A 13810-nucleotide genomic window follows, 5' to 3' on the forward strand; every position below is an offset into this window, starting at 1 on the left:
TCAAACCAAATGGCAATATTTCCGCGACTCATGAGTGCTCGGTTATATGCGGGCCAATTGGTTGTGCGGTAGATTTTGTGTGTAGGCTTCTTCATTTGAAAATTATATCGCTGAAAAAGCCTTTACAGATAGGTTTGTGCAACAAAGCCCTAAAAAGATTAAAAACACTATATATAGTGAAATTTACAATTTAATAACACAATATAGGGTGCACAACCCTTGACTCTCCTATAAAAAATACGTGAATATTATAGCTTATTTTTCAGCCACTTGGCATAAATATGGGGAGACATCAGCATATGTCTATAAAAAAAAAGCTATTGAAAGTCATCGTGTATCTTCAAAAAACTTAAAATTAATGTGTTATCCAAAATGTATGCATGCGTACCAAATCTGGATAGCTTTATTTTTCCAACTGAGTGATAAACAGCAAAGCTATCACTTGAATTTAACTTTTAAACAGAATATCGAAATCCCGCTCCTTACCACTAAAACACCTGATCACTATTTTTTTAGTAGTCATTTCAGCTGGATCTATGCCTATTCTTACAACAAGAATAAAAATGAATTTAAGTTCAGAGCTTATGAAAAAAATAATTCCTACGAATTCACCATCCAAGCTTTAAGCGAAGTAAAGGCCTTACTGTGTTCCGGATTACACCACTCCATTCATGGCTTAGACATCATTGCAAATTGGCTAAATGAAGAATACTTAGCTGCACATCTTCAGGAAGTTTTCGGTCAGGAAGTTTTAACTATCAATTATCTACGAGAATTATCAGGACTGTCTAAATCCAAAAGTCCAGTGAGTTCTATTTCAAATTATGCCGACCCACTGTCATTAGAAAAAATTCTGGCGGGAATTTAATCATGAACGAATATCGTTATTTAGAAGATACTCAAGAATTAAAGCTTGAGCTATTTCGAGACTTCTATCAAGCACTGGCGGAAGCAAAACTGGAAAATGATCAGGACTTCTTTAAGCTCAATGATTTCATCCGACCAACTGAAGTCGTTAAACTAATTAAAATTATGAATCAGCATCCTACTGATCTATCGATTAGTAAGTATCCATTAGCTCATTATCTCCTGGCGCTGATCAACACTCCATCAGCATATCAATCAAATGCACTGAAATGGGCCATTTTCAATACTCAATGCATTGAATTACTTGATAGCAAAGAACATGCAGCTACTGTAGCTAATCTTTGTAGACGTTTTCGTTTAGCCAGTACAAAGCAGGAATACCATTGGCTTTACAATTTTTTACCGTCTCTTCCGATCGAATTAGACGATCTTGTTGAATTTCTAAAAGAAGCTGAAACTGAGAATAGAAAATTATTTGACAAATCCAAAGAGAGTTTAAAGAAAACCCAAATAGGCCAATTGGCAGAAATCCGCGTTATTTATACGTATACCTATACTCAATCAGAACGTCAAAAAAGACACCGTCAAAGTAATCCAGGCATCCAAGAACCTCCCCAAACAGATGTTTACAAGACCTCAAGAACTACTCTTGATGATGAGCAAACGTATCAGACCAAGTTTGAACAGGGTACAGCTAAACAATCACGCGAAGATAAAGTCATTGAAACAGTTGAAGATCATAACTTTGAATTTACTGGATTAGAGCAACATTCTGTCACTGCCCAAATCGTAAATCTGAAAAGTAAAATTCTGCATCAAAACAAGAATGAGCTAATGAACAAGCCAAATCCTCGGGTTTTCGATTTACCTACTGCACGGCACGTTATGCAAGTTTTATTTGAAGAAGCAGAAAGTTCTCCCATTCATGCTTTACTTCTATTTTCAGTACTCAGCCTTACTTATTATAAAGATCTGCCAGTTTTCCAAAAAAACTCACGAATCACTGCAAAAAATAAAAAGGTTTTACTGAAGCCTGACTCGTGTTTCTTCAAACAAAGCTTTGAAATCTCTAAATTCAAAGATTTTGTTTTGAAAGAACATATGCTGAATACCATAAACTCTTTTACAATTCCCTTGCCTCAAGTTTACTTTAAAAATATTTTTCAACTAAAAAAGTGGGATCATGCAAAAATTGATTCAAAGGTACAAGAGCATTTACGTAGCATCAATAAAGAGCTGACTTTCCAGCTAACTCAACAAAATCTCCCACGTTTACTCAGTGACATTACATTGAATGAGCTAGGTTATGAATTGGAAAGTAAGTTACTTAGCGGCGTAAGCGTTCAGCACTATATTCCATGCCATTACTCTTCAACACAGATCATAGATATTCTCGATATTTATAGCCAAACACTTTATCTAGTTTGCCCGCAGCTCAACAGCAGTTATATCGAAGAGTTTAAATCTCCTATTACTTTCGGTAGTCAGCAAACACCAGATCTGCCACTGGTTAAATCTTTATTTAAACAGCTTGATGAACAAGTTCGAGGTAATCCAAATCCTTTCAAAACACTGAAGTATTATTCAATCTGGCTTTGGCATATTTGCATGCTGATAACTTCAGCACGACCAAGTGAGTCCTTCCCGCCAAATCTAGATTATATTGACCTCGACAATCAATTGATGGCTGTTGCAGATAAAGAGCAGCGTTATTCGGGCACCATTGGACGATATCTACCGTTTAACGATTATCTTCGTGATGAAATACAGCATTACCTAAAATATTTAAAACACTTTCTCTACCTCACAAAAGCCTATCTGTCCAATGAACAAGTACAAACAATCCATGAGGTCTTCGAGGGTGAACGCCCCTTTCTATTATTTTACGATCCACAAGGAGATATCCGAAATTTAGAACTTTCTGATATTCAAAAATTCTGTACAGAAATAGCCCTTCAGCGCAATTGGACCCGCCACTTTTCTCGTTATTTTTTTGCACAATACTGCAATGAAGATATAGTTAAAGACATCTTTGGTCATGACGAAGCAATGCAGGGACTGTTTGATCGTTATTCGGGTTTTCAGGCAACTGATTACGATCATATTCGAGTAGCACAAGACAAGCTTGTCGAAATATTAGAACTTAAAAGTATGTCTACATTTAACGGGTTCCTGATTGAATGAGTAAACACCCACACTCCCTCAAAAGAATAAAAAAGCATAGAAAAAACAAAGCATTTCTTCTGAACTTGTTTAGTGAGAAATGTATAGAGCTGACGCCTGAGAACTATTCGGAAATTTGTCGTCAAGTTGATAATCAGCTTTTAGAACACTGTAAGTCAAACATCCGTAGCTATCAGATGGCACGTATAGAATTTGCTAAATATATCAAGCGCTTTAATCTTTCATCGAATCACTACTATCCAGTGCCTGCCGCTCCCGTAAGGTACGAAAGGTCTCTGCCACTACAAAATATTGAAACCTTAAAACATGGTAAAAAAGTTACTCAATTTGCCCAAAATATGATTGCTTACTGGACAAAACGAAATGACTTCAGTCCCACCCAATCTCTTGGCTTTTGTTTGATCAGTTCAATATTATTTAATGGCATTTATAACCATGCCGAATTGCAATTTTTTTTAAAAATCATTTTAAAAACAAAGAAATTTCAAAGCTTCTTAGACTCGAATCATGTTGTTTCGCTAGAGATCCCAAATCCAAATTTCGGTAATCAGCGTATTAATAACCCTGAGTTTTCAGTCAGCTATACCAAAACATTTGTGCTGCACGATATTGTGAAATGCTGGATCTACAGACTAAAACATCAAAAATTTGATTTATTTTCGGATATTGATGACGCAGAACAAGTGATCAATACTTGCATTATCGAATGCTTTCCTCAGGAAAAGGTGCGTTGTAAAGACCTATTAAAATACGGTTTTTACTATACACAGTTCCTGAAAAACAGCGGACTGGATCAAATGTCCATTTGTATCTTAAAAAATGAAATTTACAGTTCCAGTCCTCTCGAAAAACAATTAGCAGCTTATTTTATTCAGCCTGAACCCACGCCTACCCATACGATTCAGGAAGTTTATGAAAACCCTCAAGACCAGTCTAAAGTCACTATTGCATTAGATGCTGCCGATATTTTAGTAGAAATACGTCAAGCTATTCGTGCAAAAAACTATAGCGATCAACTCATAGAATTATATGCTAAAGAACAATCTCCAGCCTTGGAACGTTTGCTGCTGTGGAGCATTCTACGCTCAAAATTAACGGAACCTCAACTGGACCTTCTAAATCATATTATTCAGCAGCAGCAACGATTTAAGCGCAAGCTTATACGTGCAGATTTTCAGCCGCTCAAGCAAAGTTCTCTGAAGACCATGTTTTCACAGTTTGCAGTCCATTGGCTGCAGGCAACGCAAGACAAAGATATTTCATCATTTTCAGATGCTGATTTTGAAGATCTGTATGGAGAAATGCTTCTATTAAAGAAAGAAACAACTAGAGCAACTCTACAAAAACGTCTACAGGAGTTTCATCACAAACAGACCTTATTTTTTAACGCACCCACTGTTGATCTGGATAATTTAATCCAGGTAAAAATCTGCAGAACCGCATTGATCTCGCCCCATATTTTTCACCACATGCTAGAGCAGCTCGAAAATACTCAAAATATTTCGATTCAGGATAAAAATATATTTAAACTGATTTTTATTTTGGGGTTCAGAGTCGGACTACGGATCAATGAAACATTGAATATCTTCGTACGTGATCTATTTATTAGTGAAGATGCTGTGATAATCACTATTCGCAACAATCACAATAAAAATCAAAAAAGCTACTCAGCTTACCGCAAGATTCCCCTGCATCATCTACTTAAAGCCGACGAATTACATGCATTTAAAACATATAGTCAGAATAGAAAACGTCTGCTAAAAGAACAAGGAAAATCAGTTGCACAACCGCTGTTTTTAAAACAGTCCTTAGAAGAAACTCATGAAAATGAAGTGAATTCCCTATTGAAACAATTGATCCAGCCAGTTTTTGGAGAACACAATTTTACTTACCATAGTCTGCGCCATTCTGCATTTAATCATCTTTACCTGATTTTAAAAAACTCAACACTTTCAGATGCATTTACTGACTATAGCCCACATGAGCAATTACGTATCCGTTATGCATTGTTGCGAAACAGAAATACTCAGCAAACCTGGTATGCACTTTCTCATTTTGCCGGGCACCTAACCCCTGACACGACCTGTTCAAGCTATCTGCATTTAATGCATCTAGCAATTAGCTACCAGCTGAATCAAATGCACAGCCCGCTTCCTAAAGAAGCCTATTTTAACATTCTGAAACATGATGATGCCATTAAATATCCTGTTCAGCAGCGGGCGATCAAACAGTTTTTATTTCATCAACTCACTAAAGACCGTTACAGGCAACATGATCATCAATTTCAACTAGGTCAACAGAAATCGCCTGATTCACTGATGCTAGGAGCTCATGACTCAGAGATGACTTTTGAATTATTGCATCACATTCTTGCAGTAGAAAAAGAACAAGACCTTATGTTACCTGAAACTATTCCTTTGCAAATCGCGCAAAAATTACGTGCTAAAGCCCAGCATTTGAAAACCTCCTGTGTAAACCAAAAAAAATCATCGAGGTTATTTACCACAGATTTTTTAAGGAAAACTCCGAATGCATTGGTCACCATGTTGCCAACCAATCAGGAGGAAAAAAAGGTCATTCAACATGTTCAGGAGCGTTATGCAAATGTACAAAGTAAATACAAAAAACAGCTTCATACAATCTACTCAATTTATCTTGAAAAAGCTCAGCCCAATTCAGCCCAGTTAATTTTTGAACTCAATGAAAAACGGCAACTGAAGAAACTTCTTTCTTTTATTCATAGCTTATTTCCCAAAAAATATCTTCATTTAGAACTCTCTCAGCAGAGCAAAACAGAGCTCAAAAAGACATTACAGGATTTAACATTACGGGCAGAAAACTTCAGCCTGACTGAAAATGAAAGGCGAATTAAGTTCTGCTTCAAGGATAAAGATGCAAAAGCACTTGGGGTATTCAAGTTACTGATGTATCTGATGATAGTTTCTCATCTTTAATGCAAATTATTGGATAAGTTTGCCACGCATTCTTATTCGTGGTTTACCAGTCATTCCTGTAATGATTTAATATAGACTTCCAAGCGTGAGTGGTAAAATTAATCATCTTAAAGAGCAATAACTGTTTGTCCCACTAGCCAAATAATGTCTGTCCAAGTTAGCACAAAATTTAATGATCATTTAAACAAGAATTTGCAGTATTAGTTTACAATTCGAAGTGAATAAAAAGCATAAATTGCCGCAGCACAATGAAATTGAAGAAATATTTTCAGAATATGATGAATAAGTTGTGAATCGGTACCCAATAAGTTATCAGAAAAGATAAACCCCTGCCCAACCTCATTGCTCCAAACCACTTGTGCCAAATATTCCAGATTAACCTGATAGCAAATACTGGTTCCTCGCGACATCAGGCGAAACTGATTAAGCTTAAAGCAGGTTGTTAGACTCTATTAAATTGTAAATGTCTAATTAGACTTTTTTAGTCTAATTAGATCTAATCAGGCCAATTAAGCACCCTCCTTACATCAAATGGTTTATTTCTATAAATCCATTATTTTGTGTTTTAATAGATATATATAGATATAAGACCCAATATTATGGATTTAAAATTCAAAAAGCCTGAAGAGGTTGTCACGTTATTATGTGAAAGGCTTCGCAAAGAACGACTTTATCTGGAAATGACTCAGGCAGACGTCGCTACACGTGCTGGTATTAGTGTGAATACAGTATCTAATCTGGAAGCCGGTCGAAATGTTTCATTTGAAAATTTAGTACGCGTTGCCATGGTATTGGGCCGATTAAAAGAATTAGAGGAACTCTTCAAACCTCATTTAAACAGTGTAAATGACATTCTCCGCTATGAGAGCAATACGGCTCGCCAACGTATCAAAAGGAAATAAGTCCATGCTCAAAAAACTTAATGTTTACTACAATGGATGGGGTGAATATTGGCTTTGGGGTACACTGGTCTCCTCAACCGCAATCACAGGTCGGCCATTAATTGCCTTTGAATACAGTGCAGAAGCGATCAGTAAAGGTTTAGAACTTTCCTCTTACCTACTTCCATTAAAAGGTGACTCATTAAGAACGAACTTTCCTACACATCAAATGGGATTGCCAGGTCCTATATATGATGCCCTACCCGATGGTTGGGGCATGCTTCTTATGGATCGCTTATTTAAAAAAAATGGACTCAATCCAGCACGGATTGGGCCATTAGAAAGACTCACGTATATTAATACACATGCAATGGGGGCATTATCCTTTGAACCTTCAGCACCTGAGTTAGCATTAACTGAAAATATTCCACTGATTAAACTCGCTCAAGAAGTTCAGGAAGTTCTCAAAGGAGAAGGTGCAGAATTTTTACAGCATTTATTAATTATGGGTGGATCTCCACAAGGTGCAAGGCCAAAAGCACTCGTCTATCGTGATCCTGTCACCAACGAATTCTCAACAGTTAGCTCACATCAACATGAAGCTTGGCTGATCAAATTTCCCGCTCAGCAAGAGCATCCTGAAGTTTGTGCAATTGAAGCTGTTTATGCAGAATGTTTGCGTCATTGTCATATTGATACCACTGACACTCAATATTTTACTCTTCCGAATGGATTAACCGCATTTGCATCAAAGAGATTTGACCGCCACGATGGCATGCGTATCCCTATGCAAAGTTTAGCGGCCTTCACCGGAGCTGATTTTAAATCACCAGGGAGTTTAGACTACAGTAACTTTCTTCGCGCTGCACACTTTTGCACCAATGATGTTCGCGAAAAAGCAATTGCATTCAAGCGAGCTGTTTTCAATGTAGTCTTCAATAATCGAGATGATCATTGCAAAAACTTTTCATTTCTGATGTCCCAAAATGGGCAATGGAAACTCTCCCCTGCCTATGATGTTACTTTCTGTGAGGGGCCAGGTGGATATCATCAAATGGATATCATGGGTGAGGCACTGGATATTCCTCGACAAGCTCTTGTAAAACTTGGTACTCAGGAAGCGGAACTTTCTGCCCAAGAAGTCGATGAAATTATTGGCTCGATTTGTAAGGTTGCAATCCGATTCAGCAATATCGCTCATGATCTATTACCTGGACAAATTCAAACAGAGACTCTCCAGATGATCCAAAATAGGATTGAGCATAATATTCATTTATTGAATTGAATATAAAAAATTTTCATGAGGATCAAGAATCATTATATTAAATTATATAATGTTATTGTTTCTCATGAAAATTCGCACCAAAATACAGGTGACTTTTATAGACTAAAATTTCCAATATGAAGTGACCAAAATATCCTTAAATGATCTAAATTGCTAAAAATTTCACCCCACTAAAAACTACACACAATCAATTAAATCATATATTTATAGTTAACATCATTTAATGGCATAAATCTCGGTGACCTTGCCAAGGTTGGGGTCATGGAGAGTTCGAGTCTCTTTTCCCGCTCCAAATTCAAAAACCCCAATTGAAAAATTGGGGTTTTTTTATTTTTTTAAATTGTTTTATAACGTATTTTAAAATTATAAATGAATTAAACATAAATTGATGTGTGCTGAATTAATAAGAGACTTTCACCTAGATGATTCCAAGTGATCAACTTATAAAAGTCCTCTTCCATTTAATTTAGTCTCTTATAATCTAAGCCTTTTTGAATTTCACCATGATAATCAAATAACTGAATGTACTTAGTAATATGTGCTTTAGCTTCCCCCATTATTTTTCAAGTAACATAGTTGCTATTTAATTACTATTGCTTTTATTTTTGGTTGAATTATATTCTTATAAATGAAGTTTTTATTTCCATAAGTTACCATTAAGATATTTTAAATAATATTTTAATATCATAAACTTAACCAAAGGATATCAATAATGACTAACCCTAAAAAAGAAGCAAAAGCAATAAAGATTGATATTGGTATTTCGCACAATGATCGAGAAAAAATTGTCGCGGGATTATCTAAATTACTTGCTGATAGCTATACTTTGTATTTAATGACACATAATTTTCATTGGAATGTGACAGGACCTCAGTTTAACAGTTTACATAATATGTTTATGGATCAATATACTGAACAATGGACTGCTTTAGATACAATAGCTGAACGTATTAGAGCATTGGGATTCCCTGCCCCTGGAACATACAAACAGTTTGTTAAATTGACTGCGATTAAGGAAGTCGAGGGTGTCCCTAAAGCAGAGGAGATGGTTAGCTTATTGGTGAATGCACATGAAACTGTTGCAAAAACAGCCAGAGCAATTTTTCCAATTGTCGATGAAGTAAACGATCAACCAACAGCAGACCTAATCACACAAAGACTTGAAATACATGAAAAGACTGCTTGGATGTTAAGAAGTACTCTAGAGTATTAATAAATATAGAATTGTAAAGAGATTTTCAGAACAACCAAAGCAGCTAAGCCTCTCTAATAAACTGATTTAACTTACTGCTTAGGTCATTCATCACAACAAATCTATTTAAGAGATAGTAATAAAAAAGCTCAACATCCTGTTGGGCTTTTTTACATATTTGATGCTTTAGATACAACCCCTGTCGTAACTTTAAAATTCCTTGTTCTTTATCTTATTCTTATTCTTTGGAGCATCCTACTCTCTATAGATTCATAATATAAAATTTGATTGGATCCCTATATTGCTAAATTCCCTAAATGATTGTACGCCTAGGTGTACACAACAATATAAACGTTATCTACATACTTATTCTTAGTCATTAGAACAAGTTTGAATAGTAAACTAAGTCTAGATTTTTATATTTTGAAAAATTATTTAAATAAAGAAAATGCTTAGCTATAACTTTTATTATTTTAACCTTAAATCTGCTATATAAAACTTTTGTTTTTGCTCATGCTAAACTCCTGATGAGTATGTTTTGTTTACCAAGTTAAGTCCTCCATTTTTATCAATACATACTGATATAACAAAATAAGCATAAAACCTATCATTTTAAATTCAAGGAAGAAAAATGGAACTTTCATCAACAGTAGAAAATAGGCATACCGCGACAGATGAGATGCAACTCATTTTCGAAAAACAACGTATAGCTTTTAATGCTCAACCTTATCCTGACTACACCAATAGACGTCATAAATTAATCGAATTAAAAAAACAAATTATTCGTTATCAAGATGCCATTGCAACAGCAATTAATACTGATTTTGATTCACGCTCATTTCATGAATCAAAATTACTCGATATTCTTGGCTCCGTTTTAGAAACACAACATGCTATTCGCCATCTACGCCGTTGGATGAAACCAAGTAAACGTCACACAGAATTACTTTTTCTCTCAAATCGACTAGAAGTGCAATATCAACCCAAAGGTGTTATTGGCATTATTGTTCCATGGAATTTTCCAGTTTATCTCGCATTAGGACCCCTTGTAGCTGCAATCGCTGCAGGTAATAGAGTAATGATTAAACTCTCAGAGTTTACGCCTACCACCAATGCTAAGGTTAAGCAGATGCTCTCTGAAATATTCAGTGAAGATGAAGTAGCCGTTTTTGGTGAAGAAATTCAAGATCCTTCAAAATTTACATCCCTCGCCTTTAATCACATTGTCTTTACTGGCTCTCCAGCAGTCGGTCATATCGTAATGCGTACTGCAGCTGAAAATTTAACCCCAGTCACACTCGAACTTGGCGGTAAATCCCCTGCACTTGTGACCCGCAATTATGACATTACAGATGCAGCCAAACGAATTTTGCATGGCAAAGCAACAAATAGTGGACAAATTTGTGTTTCACCAGATTATGCGCTCATTCCTAAAGAAAACATTGATTCGTTTATTTCTGCCTGTAAAAATCAATTTACACATATGTTTGGGCAAAATATTGATGAAAGCCCCCATTACACATCTATTATCAATGAACGACATTTAAAGCGTATTCAAGCCATTCTCCAAGATGCTCAAGATAAAGGAGCACAAATCATTTCCTGTGCTGACTATAATGTTGAGCATGCTTCACGCCGTATGCCTGTACAACTCGTCATTAATTGCACACCTGACATGCGTATTATGCAAGAAGAACTATTCGGTCCTATTTTACCTATTATTGCTTATGACACTTTAGAACAAGCTATACAATATATCCAAAAGCATGAAAGACCTTTGGCACTTTACTGTTTTACTTTAAATACAAATGAACGTGATCATATTCTAAAAAATACACATTCAGGTGGCGTGACTGTAAATGATTGGGGCTGGCATGTTGTTAACCATGATGCACCTTTTGGTGGCATTGGAAATTCAGGCATGGGGACATATCATGGCATAGAAGGCTTTCGTGAGCTTTCACATGCAAAAACAGTTTTACATCGCCATCGTTTCTTTCCAACCCAATTGTTTTACCCACCCTATGGTACATTTATTCAGAAGATGATTTTACGTTTCTTCCTTAAAAAAGGTGATCCAAATATCTAAAAATTAAAATCAAAAAATTAAAAAGAGAGCTAAAGCTCTCTTTTTAATTTAGTTTCGATCAAACACTTAGAATACTAAATGATTGCCTTTCAACAGCTCATCAAGCGTAGTATTGGTATTTTGAAGAACAACCAATTCTTTCGCTTCATACTGAGTGCCTTTGGCATCAAGATCAATTTTGATCACAGTATTTGTACCTTTCTGTTCAACTGTTAGATATTCACTAATGTTTGCTGATGTAACATTTTTGTTGCTCAACAATGTAGATACATCAATTTTGTCACCTTGTACTTTCGAGAAGTCAGTCCAATAATCACCCTGATCCACAGTATTTAATGACGTAAATTTAACAGTATCAGCACCCGCGCCCATTTCAAGCACATGCATGATTTGATCAGCACTAAATACATCACTTGCAGCAGAACCTTTCACATTGAATTGAGCATTCACTTCTAGATGAGCTGTCTGAGTCTCACCATTGCCCGCAACAACTTTATATACAAAATCATCAGAACCCGCAGTTCCTTTATTTTGTGTATATGTATATGAACCATCAGCTTTCATGAGTAATGAACCAAACTTACCACTCACTGTAAGACCCGTTGCTGATACATCCTTAAATGTAAGACCACCATCTGTTGAAACTGATAATTTTTTCCCGAAACCAAGTGAATCCTTACCAATCGTATCAACACCTTCACCCGTGAAGATATTACCTGTTGCAGTACCAAAGCTATCAATCGTCCATTTATCTGGTGAGGTCGTTTGAACTGTTACATTTGTATCAAATTTCTGTGCAAGGAAGCTAGATGAATACAGACCGCCATTCGTTTGGAAGTTCACACGATATTGACCAGCATCTGTTACTTTCACTGTTTGTTCAAATACTGTTGTACTTGACGAAACCGAACCAACAAAACCATAAGATTTTGAACCACTCGCACCAGATACATTCACCCATTGACCAGTTTGTGCATTGTATTTCTGCAACTGCCAATTGAATGTAGTCTTAGATGGATCGGTATAGCATCCTGTTGCTGATTTAAAATCAACTTTAATACTCGTTTCACCAGTATTACCAACAGTGAATGTATTTGAATTGATACTTGCAATTTTGCATGATTGAGCCGATAACAATCCCGAATCAACATTTGTACTTGTTACAGCTGTACTTTGTTTCACGGTACCAATAACAAAATCAGTATCATCATTTAATTGCAACATCGTCGCTGGTTTAGATGGATTCGTTGGATCCCATTTCAGGTTCACTTCATCTGCACCAATTTGTACATAAACTTTTGCTGTAGATGCATTACCATTTTTATCTGTAATTGTATAAGTGAAGGTATCAACCTGCCCTACAACTTTTACATCTTTATTTGGTGTGTATGTATATGAACCATCAGCATTGATCAGCATCGTCCCATATTTACCAACAAGTGTTGCTTTACCTGCCGTTGGAACATTAACCGAAGCACCCGTATCTGAAACCAATTTAGTCAAAGTTGTGCCTGTTGGTACAACATCGTCAACCATTAAATTACCAGAAACTGGATTCGCTTTGATTGCTTCCAAATCACTTGAAGTCGTTGTCGTATTTTGAGTCACTGATAATTTATTGCCAGATAAAATACCAAATAGTGTAGTATCTTCAGCAACAACTTTATAATTACCCGCGTCTAGTGATTTAACCTGTAGACCTGTTGATTCTGAAAACAAGAAGAACTTATTAAATAATCCTTTATCCTTAGAATCAGCAACTTTTTGCCATACACCTGTAGCACTTTGCTTATATAGTGTCACTTTAATGCCATCAAGGAATGAAGCAAGAGATGTATTATATGCCTTGATATTTACAGTTGATGTTTGATTTGGATTAACTGAGAAATTAACTTCAGCAGATTTTGTACCGCAAATAGGAATACCCAAGAATGTTCCTAAAGAGCCAAATCCAACAGATGTTGTTTTGCTTGTTGTCGTAGACACGTAACCCAAATCTACATCAGCATGTACCACATCTGAATTTGCCATCAAAAGTGTTGGAGCTTGAACAAATTTAGCATCACCAGTATTACCATGTGCATCTGTTGCTTTTGCACTAAACCCTTCACCTGAGCCAAATGGTTTAGAAAAAGTTACACTGAAACTACCATTTGCATCAGCTGTTGTATTTGCAATAACTTTACCAGCAGCATCTTTAATTTCAACTTTAGCATAGCCTTCAGTTGTACCTGAAAGCACATCACCTTTAGCACTAAACTCTAGCGTATTAATTTGAGGCGGTGTTAAATCTGGTGCTTGTGCATTTGTCGCAGGTGATTTACCACCTGCATCTGATGCTGTAACGGTAACCGTTTC

General features: G+C 36.1%; 8 protein-coding genes and 1 pseudogene. 7 read left to right on the top strand and 2 right to left on the bottom strand.

Annotated elements, in window-relative coordinates; all coding sequences use genetic code 11:
* Window positions 1-95: pseudogene (locus ACK2M2_RS15480) on the bottom strand (IS5/IS1182 family transposase); the annotation flags it as partial.
* 146 nt (window positions 96-241) lie between these two features.
* Here ACK2M2_RS15480 and ACK2M2_RS15485 point away from each other — a divergent pair.
* The 7 genes from ACK2M2_RS15485 (at window position 242) to ACK2M2_RS15515 (ending at window position 11452) form a co-directional block, all read left to right on the top strand.
* Window positions 242-868, top strand: coding sequence for a hypothetical protein (locus ACK2M2_RS15485; RefSeq protein ID WP_419349739.1), 627 nt, complete (start codon window positions 242-244; stop codon window positions 866-868).
* A gap of 2 nt (window positions 869-870) precedes the next feature.
* The gene (locus ACK2M2_RS15490; RefSeq protein WP_419224901.1) at window positions 871-3051 is read left to right on the top strand and encodes a hypothetical protein; all 2181 of its coding nucleotides are present in this window, start codon (window positions 871-873) and stop codon (window positions 3049-3051) included.
* Window positions 3048-6005, top strand: a complete 2958-nt coding sequence (locus ACK2M2_RS15495; RefSeq protein WP_419349741.1) for a tyrosine-type recombinase/integrase — start codon at window positions 3048-3050, stop codon at window positions 6003-6005. Before ACK2M2_RS15490 ends, ACK2M2_RS15495 begins: the two co-directional genes overlap by 4 nt.
* A gap of 599 nt (window positions 6006-6604) precedes the next feature.
* Window positions 6605-6907, top strand: coding sequence for a helix-turn-helix transcriptional regulator (locus ACK2M2_RS15500; RefSeq protein ID WP_000364388.1), 303 nt, complete (start codon window positions 6605-6607; stop codon window positions 6905-6907).
* Window positions 6908-6911: 4 nt separating this feature from the next.
* Window positions 6912-8171 (top strand): type II toxin-antitoxin system HipA family toxin, encoded by a 1260-nt coding sequence (locus tag ACK2M2_RS15505; protein ID WP_419349743.1) that lies wholly within the window; start codon window positions 6912-6914, stop codon window positions 8169-8171.
* Window positions 8172-8883: 712 nt separating this feature from the next.
* Window positions 8884-9384, top strand: coding sequence for a Dps family protein (locus ACK2M2_RS15510; protein ID WP_419349745.1), 501 nt, complete (start codon window positions 8884-8886; stop codon window positions 9382-9384).
* A gap of 610 nt (window positions 9385-9994) precedes the next feature.
* On the top strand, window positions 9995-11452 hold the full coding sequence (locus ACK2M2_RS15515; RefSeq protein ID WP_419349747.1) for a coniferyl aldehyde dehydrogenase: 1458 nt from the start codon (window positions 9995-9997) through the stop codon (window positions 11450-11452).
* A 66-nt stretch (window positions 11453-11518) separates the two neighbouring features.
* Here ACK2M2_RS15515 and ACK2M2_RS15520 read toward each other — a convergent pair.
* Window positions 11519-13810 (bottom strand): BapA/Bap/LapF family large adhesin (locus ACK2M2_RS15520; protein WP_419349749.1); only part of this gene is annotated, 2292 nt, incomplete at its 5' end.

It is taken from the genome of Acinetobacter sp. TY1, from assembly GCF_048551395.1.
Taxonomy (GTDB): Bacteria; Pseudomonadota; Gammaproteobacteria; order Pseudomonadales; family Moraxellaceae; genus Acinetobacter.